At 66.9% G+C, this 17,176-nt stretch carries 13 protein-coding genes; 8 read left to right on the forward strand and 5 right to left on the reverse strand.

The genetic code is table 11. The features are described from left to right. Positions 1-13: 13 nt before the first annotated feature. The 3 genes from coaBC to ACFUTU_RS14805 all read left to right on the forward strand — a co-directional run bounded on the left by coaBC (position 14) and on the right by ACFUTU_RS14805 (position 4,768). Entirely contained in the window at positions 14-1,267 is a 1,254-nt protein-coding gene (gene coaBC / locus ACFUTU_RS14795; protein WP_377965527.1) for a bifunctional phosphopantothenoylcysteine decarboxylase/phosphopantothenate--cysteine ligase CoaBC, read from the forward strand. Between the two features lie 76 nt (positions 1,268-1,343). Then, the gene (gene metK, locus ACFUTU_RS14800; RefSeq protein WP_377965529.1) at positions 1,344-2,579 is read left to right on the forward strand and encodes a methionine adenosyltransferase; all 1,236 of its coding nucleotides are present in this window, start codon (positions 1,344-1,346) and stop codon (positions 2,577-2,579) included. Positions 2,580-2,665: 86 nt separating this feature from the next. Further along, positions 2,666-4,768, forward strand: a complete 2,103-nt coding sequence (locus tag ACFUTU_RS14805; protein ID WP_377965531.1) for a primosomal protein N' — start codon at positions 2,666-2,668, stop codon at positions 4,766-4,768. Positions 4,769-4,786: 18 nt separating this feature from the next. On the opposite strand, the gene ACFUTU_RS14810 is transcribed toward ACFUTU_RS14805, so the two are convergent. Genes ACFUTU_RS14810 through ACFUTU_RS14825 form a run of 4 tightly spaced genes read right to left on the reverse strand, consistent with a single transcriptional unit; the run spans position 4,787 to position 8,090 of the window. Further along, a complete protein-coding gene (locus ACFUTU_RS14810; RefSeq protein ID WP_377965533.1) occupies positions 4,787-5,863 on the reverse strand; it encodes a glycosyltransferase family 4 protein in 1,077 nt (358 codons plus the stop codon). After that, positions 5,860-6,789 carry an alpha/beta fold hydrolase gene (locus tag ACFUTU_RS14815; RefSeq protein WP_377965535.1) on the reverse strand — a complete coding sequence of 310 codons (930 nt, stop codon included), beginning with the start codon at positions 6,787-6,789 and terminating at the stop codon, positions 5,860-5,862. The genes ACFUTU_RS14810 and ACFUTU_RS14815 overlap by 4 nt, the downstream gene beginning before the upstream one ends. A gap of 14 nt (positions 6,790-6,803) precedes the next feature. Beyond that, positions 6,804-7,673 carry an aldo/keto reductase gene (locus ACFUTU_RS14820; RefSeq protein ID WP_377965537.1) on the reverse strand — a complete coding sequence of 290 codons (870 nt, stop codon included), beginning with the start codon at positions 7,671-7,673 and terminating at the stop codon, positions 6,804-6,806. 54 nt (positions 7,674-7,727) lie between these two features. Continuing rightward, positions 7,728-8,090, reverse strand: coding sequence for a VOC family protein (locus ACFUTU_RS14825; protein WP_377965539.1), 363 nt, complete (start codon positions 8,088-8,090; stop codon positions 7,728-7,730). Between the two features lie 296 nt (positions 8,091-8,386). Between ACFUTU_RS14825 and ACFUTU_RS14830 the strand changes: the two genes are divergently transcribed. Then, entirely contained in the window at positions 8,387-8,779 is a 393-nt protein-coding gene (locus ACFUTU_RS14830; RefSeq protein ID WP_377965541.1) for a hypothetical protein, read from the forward strand. 63 nt (positions 8,780-8,842) lie between these two features. On the opposite strand, the gene ACFUTU_RS14835 is transcribed toward ACFUTU_RS14830, so the two are convergent. Next, positions 8,843-9,802 (reverse strand): sugar-binding transcriptional regulator, encoded by a 960-nt coding sequence (locus ACFUTU_RS14835; protein WP_377965543.1) that lies wholly within the window; start codon positions 9,800-9,802, stop codon positions 8,843-8,845. A 139-nt stretch (positions 9,803-9,941) separates the two neighbouring features. Between ACFUTU_RS14835 and ACFUTU_RS14840 the strand changes: the two genes are divergently transcribed. The 4 genes from ACFUTU_RS14840 (at position 9,942) to leuS (ending at position 16,996) form a co-directional block, all read left to right on the forward strand. After that, positions 9,942-11,729, forward strand: coding sequence for a glycerol-3-phosphate dehydrogenase/oxidase (locus ACFUTU_RS14840; protein ID WP_377965544.1), 1,788 nt, complete (start codon positions 9,942-9,944; stop codon positions 11,727-11,729). A 58-nt stretch (positions 11,730-11,787) separates the two neighbouring features. Further along, the gene (locus ACFUTU_RS14845) at positions 11,788-12,534 is read left to right on the forward strand and encodes an MIP/aquaporin family protein (RefSeq protein WP_377965546.1); all 747 of its coding nucleotides are present in this window, start codon (positions 11,788-11,790) and stop codon (positions 12,532-12,534) included. A gap of 76 nt (positions 12,535-12,610) precedes the next feature. Further along, entirely contained in the window at positions 12,611-14,125 is a 1,515-nt protein-coding gene (gene glpK / locus ACFUTU_RS14850; RefSeq protein ID WP_377965548.1) for a glycerol kinase GlpK, read from the forward strand. 345 nt (positions 14,126-14,470) lie between these two features. Beyond that, positions 14,471-16,996 (forward strand): leucine--tRNA ligase, encoded by a 2,526-nt coding sequence (gene leuS / locus ACFUTU_RS14855; RefSeq protein WP_377965552.1) that lies wholly within the window; start codon positions 14,471-14,473, stop codon positions 16,994-16,996. The last annotated feature ends 180 nt before the right edge of the window (positions 16,997-17,176 follow it).

The following is a 17,176-nucleotide window of genomic DNA, read 5'->3' on the forward strand; positions in this document are numbered from 1 at the left end:
TGACGGAGTTCACGTGCGCATAGTCCTCGGAGTCGGGGGAGGGATCGCCGCCTACAAGGTGGCATCGCTCCTCCGGCTTTTTACTGAAGCCGGCCATGACGTCACCGTCATCCCCACGGAAGCTGCCACGCGCTTCGTTGGCGTGGCCACCTGGGAGGCGCTGTCCGGAAACCCGGTGACCAACAGCGTGTTCGACGACGTCGAGCTGGTCAACCATGTCCGGCTGGGCCACGAGGCGGACCTGATCGTGGTGGCCCCGGCCACCGCGGACCTCCTCGCCCGCGCCGCCACCGGGCAGGCCAACGACCTGCTCACCAACACGCTCCTGATGGCCAGCGGGCCCGTCCTGTTCGCGCCTGCCATGCACACCGAGATGTGGCAGCACGCAGCCACCCAGGCGAACGTCGAAACTCTCCGCAGCCGCGGCGTGACCGTGCTGGAACCTGCGAGCGGACGGCTGACCGGCAGCGACTCCGGCCCCGGCCGCCTGCCCGAACCCGAAGCCATCTTCGCGGCGGCCACCGCGCTGGCCCAAGGCCTCCAGTCGGACGCTGGCCTCCGGTCCGATGCCGGGTTCCCGCTTTCCGGCCGTACGGTGACCATCAGCGCCGGCGGCACCCGCGAGCCCCTGGATCCCGTCCGGTTCCTGGGCAACCGCTCCTCCGGGAAGCAGGGCGTGGCACTGGCCGCCGCCGCCCGCGACGCCGGAGCCACCGTTCGGCTAGTGGCCGCACACATGGAAGTGCCGGCACCCGCGGGCGTTGAACTCGTCGCCGTCGAAACGGCGCTGGAGCTCCGGGAAGCCATGCTGGCAGCGGCAGCCGATTCCGACGTCGTCATCATGGCGGCGGCCGTGGCCGACTTCCGGCCGGCCGCGGTGTCCGGCACCAAAATCAAGAAACGGGACGACACCGCCGACCCCGTCATCACCCTGGTCCGGAACCCGGACATCCTGCACGAGCTGGTCGCCGTCCGCGACGCCGGAGGCAGCAACCAGCTCGTGGTGGGCTTCGCCGCCGAGACGGGGGACGAGCAGGGCGACGTCCTCTCGTACGCCGAAGCCAAACTGCGGCGCAAGGGCTGCGACCTGCTGGTGGTGAACCACGTGGGGTCCGACAAGGTGTTCGGCCAGGACCACAACTCCGTGGTCATTCTCGCCAAGGCCGGGTCGGAGCCCCAGTCGGCGTCCGGGTCCAAGCAGGACGTCGCCGCCATTGTCATTGACCGCGTCGGCACCGAACTGAGCCGGGTCTTCCCGCGAACCTGACGGGCGTAAGCAACGTCTCCTTAGCATGGGGACATACGCTGCCGCGCCTCCGTTTGCCAACCAGTAAGGTAGTTGAGTGACTTTACCGCTGCACATCCCAGAATCCCACGGGTCCGCCCCCTCCGCGCTTCGGCTCTTCACCTCGGAGTCGGTGACTGAAGGGCACCCGGACAAGATCTGTGACCAGATCAGTGATGCGATCCTGGACGCCCTGCTGGACAAGGACCCGGAGTCCCGCGTCGCCGTCGAGACCATGGCCACCACCGGCCTGGTCCACGTGGCCGGCGAAGTGACCACCGATGCGTACGTCGAAATCCCGCAGATCGTCCGCGAGACGATTCTGGGCATCGGTTACGACTCCTCCGCCAACGGCTTCGACGGCGCACGCTGCGGTGTTTCCGTTTCCATCGGGCAGCAGTCCAATGACATCGCCGGCGGCGTGTTCAACTCGCTGGAAGCCCGTGAAGGCCGCCAGGAAGACGACTACGACCTGCAGGGCGCCGGCGACCAGGGCCTGATGTTCGGCTACGCCAGCGATGAGACCCCGTCCTACATGCCCACCCCGATCTGGATCGCGCACCGCCTTTCCGAGCGCCTCACCGAGGTGCGCAAGAACGGCGAACTCGCGTACCTCCGTCCGGACGGCAAGACCCAGGCCACCATCGGGTACGACGGCGACCGGCCCGTTTCCGTGGAAACCGTGGTCATCTCCAGCCAGCACGCCGAAGGCTTCAGCCTCGACCAGCTCCGCGCCGACCTCGCCACGCACGTCATTGACCCCGTACTCGCACTGGCGGACCTGGACATTTCGCGCACCAACAACATCCTGAACCCGGCCGGCGCGTTCGTCATTGGCGGCCCGGTGGGCGATGCCGGACTCACCGGCCGCAAGATCATCGTGGACACCTATGGCGGCATGGCCCGCCACGGCGGCGGCGCCTTCTCGGGCAAGGACCCGTCCAAGGTAGACCGCTCCGCTGCCTATGCCATGCGCTGGGTTGCCAAGAACGTGGTGGCTGCCGGGCTCGCCAAGCGCGCCGAGATCCAGATCGCGTACGCCATCGGCCAGGCCCGCCCCGTGGGAACCTACGTCGAGACGTTCGGGACCGAAACCGTCGACCCGGCCAAGATCAGCGCCGCGATTGCGGAGATCTTCGACCTGCGTCCGCGCGCCATCATCGACGCCCTGGACCTGAAGCGCCCGATCTACGCCAAGACGGCCGCGCACGGCCACTTCGGCCGTGACGATCCGGACTTCACCTGGGAGCGCCTGGACCGCGTGGACGACCTGAAGGCGTACTTCAACGCCTGACCTGTCGCCTCCGCCGCCGTCAGCACTCCGGGAATGTCAGACCCTTGTGATGTGCTGATGCGTAACCCAGGACGGAGGTAAGGCGCGTGTCACACCCCACGCCAGAGCCCCTGCAGCTGTCACTGCTGCAGGGCTTCCCGGCCGCCAGGCCCGCGGGCGGCCCGGAGCTTGCTCCCGTCCGGCCGGTGGCGCGCGTGCTCATTGAGTCGCCGCTGCCGCATCTGGACCGGCCGTTCGACTACAGCGTTCCGGCCGAACTGGACGCGGACGCCCGGCCCGGCGTGCGCGTCCGGGTCAAATTCAGCGGCCAGGAGCTCGGCGGCTACATCCTGGACCGGGCTGAGGAGTCCGACGCCGGCCAGCCCCTCGTCCCGCTGCACAAAGTGGTGTCCCCGGTTGCCGTCCTGACTCCCGCGCTGCAGGAACTCGCCCGGCGCGTGGCCGCCCGCTACTCCGGCACCGTCAGCGATGTCCTGCGCGTGGCCATTCCGCCACGCGTGGTCAAAGTGGAGAAGGAACTGGCCGGGGCCGGGCCGGTGGGTTCCGGAGCGGCTGCCGAAGTTCCGTCGGGAGGCGGTGAGCCCGGCTTTTCCGGCGCAGGCTGGACCCATTACCGTAACGGAGCCGCGTTCCTCCGCCACCTCGCGTCAGGCGGATCGCCCCGGGCTGCCGTCAGCGCCATGCAGGGGTTCGGCCCGGATGGCTGGCCGCACCTCGTTGCGCAAGCCGTGGCGGCTGTCCGGCAGTCAGGCCGGGGCGCCGTCGTCGTGGTTCCCGACTACCGCGACCTGGACCGGGTGCAGGCCGCCCTGGAGGATGTCCTGCCGGCCGATGATGTCGCAAGGCTGACCGCCGACGACGGCCAGACCCCCAGGTACCGCAATTACCTTCGCGTGCTCACGGGTTCCGCGGGCGTGGCTGTGGGCACCCGCTCCGCCGCCTACGCCCCCGTGCAAAACCTCGGGCTGGTGGTCTGCTGGGACGACGGCGATGACCTCCATGTGGAGCAGCGCGCCCCGTACGCCCACACGCGTGAAGTTCTGCTGCTCCGTGCGGAGCAGGAGGGGGCCGCCTGCCTGCTGGCCGGGCATGCGCGCAGCACGGAGGTGCAGCGGCTCGTGGAGGCCGGCTGGGCCATGCCCGTGGAAGCTGAGCGCACCACGCTCCGGGGCACGGTGGCCCGGGTCCGCAACACGGCCGACAGCTTCGAACAGGAACGCGACCCCCTGGCCCGGCTGGCAAGGCTGCCCGGAGCAGCCTGGCGCACGGCAAAGGAAGCCCTCGAACGCGGACCGGTACTGGTGCAGGTGGCCCGCGCCGGGTACGCGCCGTCGCTTGCCTGCGAGACCTGCCGGGAACCTGCCCGCTGCCCGTCCTGCCAGGGGCCGCTCGCCGTTGCGGGCAGCGCAGCCGTGCCCCAGTGCCGTTGGTGTTCGACGCCGGCACCGGCCTGGCGCTGTGTCCATTGCCAGGGCACCCGGCTGCGCCGCGGCGCAGCCGGTGTCCTCCGCACCGCCGAGGAACTGGGCAGGGCCTTCCCGGGCAAGGCCGTGGTCACGTCCTCGGGCCAGAACGTCAAGGCGACGGTCCCTGATGCCGGCGCCCTCGTTGTGGCCACCGTGGGTGCCGAGCCCGTGGCCCAGGGCGGATACGCAGCGGCGCTGCTGCTTGACGGCGACTCGCTGCTTCGGCGGGAGAATTTGCGCGCCGGGGAGGACGCGGTGCGGCGCTGGTTCAACGCGGCGGCTCTCGTCCGGCCGGCCGCGGAAGGCGGCATGGTGGTCATCACCGCCGACGATACTGCTGCCGTCGGCGCGCTGCTGCGGTGGGACCCGGCCGGCTATGCCCAGCGGGAGCTGGCGCTGCGCGCCGAGCTGCAGCTGCCCCCGGCGGTGAGGGTGGCCGCCGTTACCGGCGGCAGCACCGCCGTCGGCCATTTTACGGACTCGGCCACGCGGCTCCTTGCCGCCGAGGGTGTGGAGCTGCGGATCGCAGGACCGGCGCCGCTGCTCCACACGGCCGGTGTCCCGTCCGCCGGGACCGAAAGCGATGTGCGCACGCTGATGTTTATTCCGTACGCGCAGGCGGCAGCGGTGACCAGGGTGCTGCGGGCCGCGAAGGCAGCAGCCGCGGCCAAGCGCACCGAGGACCCGGTACAGCTCCGGCTCGACGGCCTGGACGTGCTTTAGCGGAGCGGTGTGCGCGCGCTAGTTGCCGCGGCGGGCAAGCACTTCCGCCGCCACGTCCACCAGCTGGCGGGCGGACTCGTCCCAGCTGAACTGCTGCGCGCGGGCCACCGAACGGCGGGAGACGTCCTGCCAGTGCGCCGTGTCGCCCAGCTCCTGGACGGCAGCGGCAAACTCCGCGGGGGATTCCGGGCCAACGTAAGCTGCGGCGTTGCCGCCCACTTCGCGGAAGATGGGAGTGTCGCTGGCAATCACCGGGGTGCCCAGCGCCATGGCTTCCACCAGCGGCAGGCCGTAGCCTTCGGCCTTCGACAGGCTGACCAGTGCGGTGGTGCGCTTGAGCAGTTCGGTGTACTCGTCGTCGGTCACGCCGTTATGGAACACCACCCGCGCCCCGGCAGGGATCAGCGACTCAAGCTCGGCGCGGCGCCGGGGTGTGATGCGGCTGAGCAGGTGGAGTGTGTAGCCGGGCAGTTCACCCATCCCCGCGATCATGGTCTCGACGTTCTTATAGGGCATGAACGAGCCCATGTAGAGCAGCGTCTTCTCCGGCGGGATGCCGGGGTCGCGGGGCTGCTGGGCCGGCTGGGGCGCATTGCTGATGATGCGTACCGGGCGGCTGGTCAGGCGGTACTTGGCCATCAGCGCTTCAGTGGTCCTGCTGATGGTGGCGACGACGTCGGCGCGGTTCAGCAGCAGCCTCTGCGGCCAGAACGCCTTGTGGTACAGCCGCCACAGGATCTGGACCGGGGCCGGCAGGAAGCCGGGGGGTGCCGGGTGCTCATAGTAGATGAGGTCGTGCAGGGTGAGGACCAGCCCGTACTTGCGGCCCCAGGTGCCCATGGTCTGCATGGGGCAGACAACGACGTCGGCGTTCAGCCTGTTGACTTTCCGCGCCACGAAAAGCTCCGCGGGGGAGAGCGGGCTGCTGATCAGGGTGTAGGGGACGTCAGGAAGGAGAGCGAGTTGCCGGGGATCGCTGATGAGCATCGACACGTCGGCGATTTTGGCGACGGCGGCGATGAGGCTGGCGCCGTAGCGGCTGATCCCGTCGTGGTGGTCGGTCCGGGTGAAACGGGCGTCGATCACGATTTTCACGCGGGGTGGTCCTTAAGGAAGCGACGGATGTATTCTGCGGCAGGCCCGGGGGTTTCGTAATGGATCAGGTGTCCCACGTCCGGAATGACCTCCAGCGTGGCGTCCTGAAGGAGGCTGGCCAGGTGTTGCTGGTCCCGCAGCAGGGCAATTTCGTCTTTTTCACCGGCGACCAGGAGCACGGGAAGGGTGAGCCGCGGGGCGACTTCAGCCACATTGCTGCTGACCGAGGCGGTGAAGGATTCCAGCAGGCTTTCCCGGCTGGCGAATGCGCTGAAGTAGGCGTGGTGCTGCCCGTGGATGAACCGCAGCAGGTCCTTGTCCTTGGTTTTCGCCATGGCGATGCTCATGACCCGCACAATCAGCGGGCTGCGGAGCAGTGCCAGGCCAAGGGGGCGGGGGAGCCGTGCGGCGAGACGGTAGTACAGCACAGCCAGCCTGGTCATGACGCCCTTGGGGCCTTCCAGGGCCGGCGCGGCGATGGGGTTGACCAGGACGAGGGGGCGGACCGCGTCCGGGTGGGCCGCGGCGAAATGGGCTGCCACGATTGAGCCGAACGAGTGCCCCAACAGCACGGTGTCCGGTCCGAGTCCGAGGGCTGCCATGAATTCGCTGATGAACCGTCCGTAGCGCTCCACGCTGTGGCCGGCATCGGTGAAGGCGGCAGAATCGCCGAATCCGGGAAGGTCCGGCATGATCAGCCGCATTTCCGGAAGCAGGTCCGCCACCCGCAGCAGCCCGTGGTGGTCACCGCGGAAACCGTGGATGACCAGGACGGTCCGCGTTTCGGGCGTCGTCCTTTCCGGTTCGTAGACCCAGTAGGCGACGTTGCTGCCGGCCAGCTGGACGGTACCCGCCCGGGTGCGGGCAGCGAGTCCGCTGCTGATGAAGGTCGGCGCTGTGGCGGGCTCGGAGGCGGCTGTTTTCATCTGCTGGCGGAGTCCTAGTTGACGTTGTCGGGGTGGGAACCGGTGCGGTGTCCGCGCTCCAGCGCGGCGATGTCTGCCATGTCCAGGGTTGAGAGCTCGAAGCCAAAGACATCGAGGTTTTCCCGGATGCGGGCCGCGGAGCTGGCCTTGGGGATGGTCACGTTGCCCAGCTGCACCTGCCAGCGCAGCACAACCTGCGCAGGGGTGACCTTGTGCTCGGCGGCAAGGGCGCCGATGACGGGATCCTCCAGGACCTGGCCGCGGCCCAGCGGACTCCAGGCCTCGGTGAGGATCCCCAGGCCCTGGTGCTTTTCGCGGAGCTCGGCCTGCTGGAGCCAGGGGTGCAGCTCGATCTGGTTGACGGCGGGCACCACTTCGGCCGTTTCCAGCAGCTGGTCCAGGTGCTGCGGCTGGAAGTTGGACACGCCGATGGCGCGGACCTTGCCCTCCCGGTAGAGCGTCTCCAGGGCGCGGTAGGTCTCCTGGAACAGTCCCCGCCTGGCACAGGGCCAGTGGATCAGGTACATGTCCACGTATTCCAGTCCGAGGTTGATCATGGAGGTGTCGAAGGCCCGCAGCGTCGCGTCGTAGCCGTGGTCGTCGTTCCAGACCTTGGTGGTGATGAACAGGTTCTCGCGGGCGATGCTCGAAGCGGTCACCCCCGAGCCGCCCGTGACCGGTTCCATCGCGAACGCCTCGACCAGGCCGCGGGCCACGCCGGATTCGTTCCCGTACATGGCGGCAGTGTCGAAGTGGCGGTATCCGGCTTCGAGGGCGGTAGCCACCAGGTTGGCGGTGTCCGCGGGCGGCACCTTGTACAGCCCGAAACCCAACTGGTCGATCAGCACGCCGTTGTTAAGGCTGAGCCGGGGTGAGGTAGTCATGCCTATGACTCTACCGACACCGCACCCCAGCCAGCGTGAGCGGCAGGCGCAGATTCACCCCCAGCAGAGGCAGAACGGGTGGCCGGCAGGATCGGCGTAGACCTGAAAGCCTTCGGCCGAGGTGATGTCGTCTGCCGGCTTCAGCAGGCGTGCACCGAGCGAGATGGCCTCCTCGTGCGCCGCAGCAAGGTCCTCGACATACAGGTCGAGGTGGATCTGCTGCGGGGTCCCGTCCGGCCAGTCAGGTGCCACGTGGTTGGGCGCGAGCTGGAAGCCCATGCGCGGTTTCCCGTCCACACTGACAGTGTGCCAGTCATCCTCCGCATCCACCGTTCCACCCAGCAGTCCGGCCCAAAAGGCGCTCTCGGAAGGCAGGTCGGCGGCGTCGAACACAACGATCTCTCTGGTGATTTTCATGCGGTCATCCTTGCATGGCTGCACCGTTTTTCCGAGGGTCCGGCGGCGCAGTTTTCGGGCGCCAGGTAGACAGCGGGCGCGTACCCGAAAAAAGTCCCGTGTAGGTGTTTTTCTATGGCCTCCATCCCACCAGCATTCCCCTGACCCGGCACACCAGCTCACCGGCCCGAATTAAAAAGTCTGGACTAGATGTTTAAAATCACGTATCTTTGTGGGAACGAGAAAACATGACGTACATCACATGAGGCAGCAGACACAGGGGGAACTGACAACCGCAACCGCACGGAGGAGCAGCAATGACCGCCACGATAAATGACCTGATCGACGACCCGTTCGCGGACCTGCCGCGGCGGCGGACCTGTCCGGCAGGTGACTTCGCTGCCCCGGTTCTGACCGTGACCGTCAACGACAGGGCGGTCCTTTCCATTGCCCGGCGGCTGCACGACGGGACGTGCCTGCAGGGGGAGGGCTGCGGCCTCCGGGACTTCCATGCGATGGACGTTTACGAGATGGACGTCCGGGTCATGCTGGCTGCCATGGTGCAGGCGGGAACGGACGCCGACGGCGCTGAAATCAGCCCCTGCCACGCAGCGGCCGGGCGCCGCTGGTTCCGGGGCGCATGGCAGTGCGCTGCTTGCGGCGGGCCCATCCGGTTTGCCGGCGGCGCGGGGTGGGTCCACTCCCGCTGAGGCCCTTCGCGGTGGTTGCGGCTGCCTTACGGCCGCCCGTCCGGGTACGCTCCGCAGCTCCCACTAGGCGTTCTCCAAACTGACCAGCCGCCGTGCTGATGCCTCGTCGAGGATCAGGTCCGTCGCAAGCCCGGCCACCAGCGCGCCCCGCAACCCATTGATCTTGGAGGCGCCCGACACCACGCAGATCCGCCGGCGCACCTGGCGCAGTTGGTCCAGTGAGGGCCCGGTGGAGCGTTCGTTCAGTGTGATGCCGTCAGAGGAACCGTCACCCCGGAAGAAGACCGTGGCCACATCGCCTACGACATCGGATTCCGCCAGCGTGACCAGGTCATCCTCATCGAGGTAACCGCCGGCGTACACGTGGCTGGGGTAGTCCGCGTCGACGGACCCCACACCAAAGATGGCCATGCTCATCCGGGACTGCAAATCAAGGATGCGCTGCACACTCCGCTCATTCCACATCGCGGTCTTCGTGGCCGCATGGTCGAAGAACGCCGGGACGGGAAACTGTTCAACGCGTGCGCCGTAGGCGCTGCCGAAACGCCGCATGATGTCGCTGGCGTAAGTGATGCCGGTGGTCTGCATGTTGCCCGCGCCGTTCAACTGCACCACCACGCTGTCGTGGGTGATCTTGCGCGTCAGGTGACGGCTCACGGCGCTGAGGGTGGATCCCCACGCCACCCCGATGATCGCGTTCGAATCAACGAGCGGACCGATGGTGCGCGCTGCCTGCATGGCCACGCGGTCCAGGGTCTCGGCCTCGTTGAGGGTGTCCAGGACCGGCACCACGTGCACGTCCACCTTGTACCGGGCCCGGATCAAGCGCTCCAGTTCCGGGCCGGTGTCCAGCGGGCTGCGGATCTGGATCTGCACCAGGCCGGTCTCTCGGGCCGTGGAAAGCAGCCGCGAAATGGTGGACCGGGAGGTCCGCAGTTCCCGGGCGATGGCGTCCATGGTGAGGTCCTGCATGTAGTAAAGCTGGGCGGCGCGCAGCGCCTCGGAATGCCGGGGGCGGGGCATGCTCAGTTCCGTTCTGCACGTTTGTGCATAGTGCTTGACGACATTTTCCATTAATCCAAACAATAGTGGTGAACGGCCCCGCACCATTCGGTGCGCAGCCTGCAACGCGCCCCAACGAACCGAACCCAAAGGAGCAGATTTGGGACTGAAGGATCCATCCGGCCATACCAGCAGCGCTCACGCCCACGGCGCGGAGCGCGATTCCGTTGCCCGGCTCCGCCGGCAGCCCCGCGCCCAGGTTCTGATCATCGGAGGCGGCATCAACGGCGTCGGAACATTCCGTGACCTCGCCCTGCAGGGGATCGACGTGGCACTGGTGGAACGCGGGGACTACTGCCAGGGCGCCAGCGGAGCCTCGTCCCACATGATTCACGGCGGCATCCGCTACCTCGAAAACGGTGAATTCCGGCTCGTCCGGGAATCCGTGGTTGAGCGCAACAGGCTCCTGCGGATCGCGCCGCACTACGTGAAGCCGCTGCAGACCACCATCCCGATCTTCAGCACATTCTCCGGGGTCCTCGCAGCGCCGCTGCGGTTCCTGACCCACAAGCAGCAAGGCAAGCCGAAGGAGCGCGGCGCGTTCCTGATCAAACTGGGCCTCAGCCTCTACGATTCCTTTTCCCGCGACGGCGGCAGCGTCCCGCGCCACCAGTTCCGTACACGCCAGAGGGCATTGGCCGAGCTTCCCATGCTCCACCCGGGCATCAAATACACCGCGACCTACTTCGACGCCTCCGTCCACAACCCGGAACGGCTCACCCTTGACGTCCTGCAGGACGGCGAGAAGGCGGGAGCGCAAAACAGCACGGCCCGGGCAAGCAACTACCTCTCGCTGGTCTCCATGGAATCCAACGCTGACGGTTCCAGCACGGCGCTCCTCCAGGACGAACTCACCGGCGAGCAGTTCGGTTTCACCGCGGACGTCATCGTCAACACCACCGGTGCATGGGTCGACCTCACCAACCAGGCAATGGGCGCACCCACCACCTTCATGGGCGGGACCAAGGGTTCCCATATCGTCCTTGACCACCCCGACCTTCTTGCTGCCTGCGGCGGTCGCGAGATTTTCTTTGAACATACGGACGGCCGGATCGTGCTGATCTATCCGATGGGTGACCGCGTCCTGGTCGGCACCACCGACGTCGATGCCGACATGTCGGAAGACGCCGTCTGCACGGACGAGGAAGTTGACTACTTCTTCGACCTCATCGGCCATGTCTTCCCGGACATCGCCGTGGACCGCAGCCAGATTGTCTACTCATTCTCAGGCGTGCGTCCGCTGCCACGGCACGATGCGACCCAGCCGGGGTTCGTATCCAGGGACTACCGCATCGAACGGCGCGGTCCGGAAACAGGCGCCCTGGAAGGCGGCGCGGTCGTCCTCAGCCTGGTGGGCGGGAAATGGACCACTTTCCGGGCCCTCGCCGAACATCTGACCGACGACGTCCTCGCCGAACTGGGCACCGGGCGGAAGATTTCGACGGCGAAACTCCCCATCGGCGGAGGGTCCGGGTTCCCCGACAGCGAGGCCGGCATCCAGAAATGGATCAAGGCGCACATGGGCCCGCACCGCGACGCTGACCGGACGGCCGGCCTCCTAACGCGGTATGGAACGCGCGCCGGGGAGATCATCAGCCATCTCGACGGCGGTCCCGACCGCCTGTTGCGCTCCACCCGGGAGTTGAGTGTGAGGGAACTCCAGTTCATGGCCGCGAATGAACAGGTCGGCCATCTCGTGGATGTCCTCATCCGGCGCACATCCCTTGCCTTCCGCGGCCTGGTCACGGGGGAGTTGCTGAACGAGGCCGCCCAGATCCTGGCCGAGCCGCTGGGCTGGGATGCTGCACGCGTTGCTGCCGAAATCAACCACTCACAGGAGGTGCTCAAGCGATACCACGGTGTCGAGGTCCACAGCCTCGTCGCCTAGCGGGAAGCCGCCCTTCAAACCCGCGAAGGGCTGACAACAGAAAATAGAGGAGTCAAAGATGTCTCTTGGATTGGTGTTTCTTTCCGAAGTTTTCGGAACCGCGATGCTGACCCTGCTGGGTTGCGGTGTTGTGGCCAACGTTGCCCTGAAAGGCACGAAGGGCAACAACGGAGGTTTCCTCATGGTCACGTGGGGATGGGGTATCGCGGTGTTCGCCGGCGTCTATGTCGCGGCACAGTCGGGTGCCCACCTCAACCCGGCCGTCACCACGGGCCTCCTGGTCAATGGCAAGGCCGAATACGCGCCTGGCGTTGCGGTGAATTTCGCTTCCACACTGACCTACTACGGCGGTGAAATGCTGGGTGCGTTCCTGGGCGCGGTGCTTTGCTGGCTCGCGCACAAGCAGCACTTCGACGCCGAACCCGAGCCTGCGAACAAGCTCGGCGTCTTCTCCACCGGCCCGGCCATCCGCTCCACTCCCTGGAACCTGATCACGGAAATTGTCGGCACTTTCGTGCTGGTCTTTGTCATCCTCACCTTCGGGGGAACGCCGTCGGGCCTGGGCCCGTTGGCGGTGGCGCTGCTCGTCGTCGGCATCGGTGTCTCCCTGGGCGGGCCCACCGGCTACGCCATTAACCCTGCACGTGACCTCGGCCCCCGCATCGCGCACGCCATCCTCCCTATCAAGGGCAAGGGCTCCAGCGACTGGGCCTACTCCTGGATCCCGGTGGTCGGCCCGCTCGTCGGCGGCATCCTGGCTGGCCTCGCCGGGCTGCTGCCCATTGTTTTCACGGCGGCCACGTAACTTCCTGAACCTCTTTTCGAAGCCCGATCCATAACCACCCCTGTCCACTCCCAAGCACAACGACAAGGACGTCATCATGAGCCAATACGTAATCGCCATCGACCAGGGCACCACCAGCACCCGCGCCATCATCTTTGACCACAGTGGCAGCATCGTCTCTTCAGGGCAGATGGAACACGAGCAGATCTTCCCGCAGGCCGGCTGGGTGGAGCACGATCCCGTCGAGATCTGGGACAACACCCGCGAGGTCATCGGCTCCGCTCTCTCAAAGGCGAACCTGACCAGGCACGACATTGCCGCCGTCGGAATCACCAACCAGCGCGAGACGGCGGTGGTCTGGGACAAGACCACCGGCAAGCCGATCTACAACGCGATCGTGTGGCAGGACACCCGTACCCAGCCCATCGTGGATGAACTGGCGAAGGACGGGGGAGCGGACCGGTTCAAACAGAAGGTCGGGCTGCCCCTGGCGACATACTTCTCCGGCACCAAGATCAAGTGGATCCTGGACAACGTGGACGGCGCCCGGGAGAAAGCCGAAGCCGGGGACCTGGTCTTTGGCAACACCGACTGCTGGGTGCTATGGAACCTCACCGGAGGCGTGGACGGCGGTGTCCACGTCACCGACGTCACCAACGCCTCGAGGACCATGTTCATGGACCTCGACACGCTGCAGTGGGACGAGGAGATCCTGGGCATCTTCGGCGTTCCCGCGTCCATGATGCCCGCGATCAGGTCCTCCTCCGAGGTCTACGGCACCGTCCACACATCGCAGCTGCTGCGGGAGGTCCCGGTGGCGGGCATCCTCGGGGACCAGCAGGCGGCCACGTTCGGCCAGGCCGCGTTTGAGACCGGCGAGGCGAAGAACACCTACGGCACGGGATGCTTCCTGATCTTCAACACCGGCGAGGAGATCGTCCATTCAAAGAACGGCCTGCTGACCACCGTGGGCTACAAGCTGGGGGACGCGGCACCGCACTACGCGCTTGAAGGTTCCATCGCCGTGACGGGTTCGCTCATCCAGTGGCTGCGTGACAACCTCAACATGATCAGCAGCGCGCCCGAAGTGGAAAGCCTGGCAGCGTCCGTGAAGGACAACGGCGGCGTCTACATCGTGCCGGCGTTCTCGGGCCTCTTCGCGCCCTACTGGCGCTCCGACGCCCGGGGTGCCATCGTGGGGCTGACCAGGTTCGTCAACAAGAACCACATCGCCAGGGCAGCGCTCGAGGCCACAGCTTTCCAGACCCGCGAGGTGCTGGACGCAGTCAACGCTGACTCCGGCGTTCCGCTGTCAGAGTTGAAGGTCGACGGCGGCATGGTCGCCAACGATGCCCTCATGCAGTTCCAGGCGGACATCCTGGGCGTTCCGGTCATCCGGCCCAAGGTGGTGGAGACCACCGCACTGGGCGCCGCTTACGCGGCCGGACTCGCCGTCGGCTTCTGGAAGGACCTCGGCGAGCTGTCCGCGAACTGGTCCGAGGACAAGCGCTGGGAGCCGAACCTGGACACGGACGAGCGGGAGCGGCAGCTGCGCCTCTGGAAGAAGGCCGTCACCAAGTCCATGGACTGGGTCGACGAGGACGTGAGGTAACCGGCCCGCAGCTGCCTACGCTGTCAAGGGGGCCCCGCCCGCTTCGCGGACGCCAGAAGCCGCTCCCGGGCCCCCTTGACAGCTTCGCAGCTCGCGGGGACTCAGCCGCTCGTGGCGACTGGGGCTGAGATGGCGGACCGGGGATCGCCGTGCGCTAAAGTGGGTGTATGCGTGCGATCCTTCTGCTTAGCTAGCCGCTTGGTATCCCGAACAAATACGGATTATCGAGCGGCCGCCCCTCCATGTCGAGGGGCTTTTGTGTGTTCGGGGAAACCTTCCCGGCGGCGGCAGGGATCAGACCGTTATGACAGGACAGAGGTCATGACAGAACAGAAGAGGGCAGCAGTGAGCGTTCAGCCGGAGACCGAAACCGGAACAGCAGCAGGGGGAGCGGAAACGCCCGAGGAGGGCGCGTACAGCTTCGCGGCGATGGAGGCCCGGTGGCCGCAGGTGTGGGAAGACCTGAAGGTCTTCACTCCGGCCGACGACGGCTCCCGGGAACGCCGTTACGTCCTGGACATGTTCCCCTACCCGTCCGGCGACCTGCACATGGGCCACGCCGAGGCGTTCGCCATGGGCGACGTGGTGGCGCGCTACCTGCGCCAGCAGGGTTACGACGTGCTGCACCCGATTGGCTGGGACTCGTTTGGCCTTCCCGCGGAAAATGCCGCCATCAAGCGCAACGCCCACCCGAGCGAGTGGACCTACGCCAACATCGACACGCAGGCCGCGTCGTTCAAGCGCTACGCCATCTCAGCGGACTGGTCCCGCCGCCTCCACACCTCCGACCCGGAGTACTACCGCTGGACGCAGTGGCTGTTCAAGCGCTTCTACGAGCGGGGCCTCGCGTACCGCAAGGACTCGCCTGTTAACTGGTGCCCCAAGGACCTCACCGTGCTGGCCAACGAGCAGGTTGTCAACGGTGCCTGCGAACGTTGCGGCACGGCCGTGACCAAGAAGTCGCTGAACCAGTGGTACTTCAAAATCACCGATTACGCGGACCGGCTGCTGGACGACATGTCCGAGCTGCAGGGGCACTGGCCCGAGCGGGTACTGGCGATGCAGCGCAACTGGATCGGCCGCTCTGAGGGCGCGCATGTCCGGTTCGTGATCGAGGCCTCCGACGGACGTGCCGAGCGCGAAGTCACGGTCTTCACCACGCGTCCGGATACCCTGTACGGCGCCACCTTCTTCGTCGTCGCCGCCGATGCGCACCTGGCCCTGGACCTGGTCACGCCCGAACACCATGACGCCCTCATGGCCTACCGCGAAAAAGTGAAGGCGCTGTCGGACATCGAGCGCCAGTCCACCGAGCGCGAAAAGACCGGTGTGTTCACCGGCCGCTACGCCATCAACCCGCTGAACGGCGAAAAGCTTCCTGTCTGGGCCGCGGACTACGTCCTGGCCGACTACGGCACCGGCGCCATCATGGCCGTCCCCGCCCATGACCAGCGCGACCTCGACTTCGCCAAGGAGTTCAACCTGCCCGTGCGCGCGGTGCTGGACACCGGCGAGGAAGACCCCGCAGTCTCGGGCAAGGCGACCGCCGGCGAAGGAACGCTGATCAACTCCGGCGTCCTGGACGGGCTGCCCAAGACCGACGCCATCCCGGAAGCCATCAGGATCCTCGAAGAACAGGGCACCGGCGAGAAGTTCGTCAACTTCCGCCTGCGCGACTGGCTCCTGAGCCGCCAGCGTTTCTGGGGCACACCGATCCCGATCATCCACTGCGCCGAGTGTGGCGAGGTGCCGGTACCCGACGAGCAGCTGCCGGTGACACTGCCTGAGGACCTGCGCGGCGAGGCGCTGTCGCCAAGGGGCACCTCGCCCCTGGCCGCCGCCGCGGAATGGGTCAACGTCGAGTGCCCGAACTGCGGACGCGCTGCCCAGCGGGACACGGACACCATGGATACGTTCGTGGACTCGTCCTGGTACTTCCTGCGTTTCGTCTCCCCGCACTACACCGGCGGCCCGTTCGATCCTGAAAAGATCAACGACTGGATGCCGGTCGGACAGTATGTCGGCGGCGTCGAGCACGCGATCCTGCACCTGCTCTACGCCCGCTTCTTCACCAAGGTCATCCACGACATGGGCCTGCTGGAGGCGGACGAGCCTTTCAGCGCCCTGCTCAACCAGGGCCAGGTGCTCAACGGCGGCAAGGCCATGAGCAAGTCACTGGGCAACGGCGTCGATCTGGGCGAGCAGCTGGACAAGTACGGCGTCGACGCCGTGCGGCTCACCATGATCTTCGCCTCCCCGCCCGAGGACGACGTCGACTGGGCGGATGTTTCGCCGTCGGGATCCGCGAAGTTCCTGGCCCGCGCCTGGCGCCTTGGCCAGGACGTCACCAGTGAACCCGGAGTGGATTTCAGCGCCGGTGACCGCGCGTTGCGCTCGGTTACGCACCGGACCATTGCCGATGCCGTGGAGCTGCTGAACAACAACAAGTTCAACGTCGTGGTGGCCAAGCTGATGGAGCTGGTCAACGCCACCCGGAAGACCATTGACTCCGGTGCCGGCGGCGCGGATCCGGCCGTGCGTGAAGCAGCCGAGGCCGTGGCCGTCATCCTGAGCCTCTTCGCGCCCTACACGGCCGAAGACCTGTGGAACGTCCTGGGGCACCCGGCGTCGGTAGCCAATGCCGGATGGCCTTCGCACGACGAAGCACTCTTGGTTCAGGAGACCGTCACCGCGGTGGTCCAGGTCCAGGGCAAGGTGCGCGACCGCCTGGAGGTATCGCCCTCCGTCTCCGAGGAGGAGCTGCGTGAGCTGGCGCTTGCCTCCGAGAACGTCCAGCGCGCCCTCGACGGCCGGGGCATCCGGACTGTGATTGTCCGGGCGCCTAAACTGGTGAACATCGTCCCGGCCTAGCAGTGCCCTTGGGGTAAGACAGTGCCCTTAGGGTAAGACAGTGCCCACCGGGTAATTAGGGGCGATTACTGACCGGTTCCGGCCGCCGGCCCGGCCGGCGGGCCGGGGAAAAAAGCGGGGGGTGTGGCGTGTTGGACCCGGAGGCCGCCGCCGGGCAGTGGGTGTAGGAGCACCAGGTGC

Source organism: Arthrobacter sp. NPDC057388 (assembly GCF_042668165.1).
Lineage (GTDB): Bacteria > Actinomycetota > Actinomycetes > Actinomycetales > Micrococcaceae > Arthrobacter.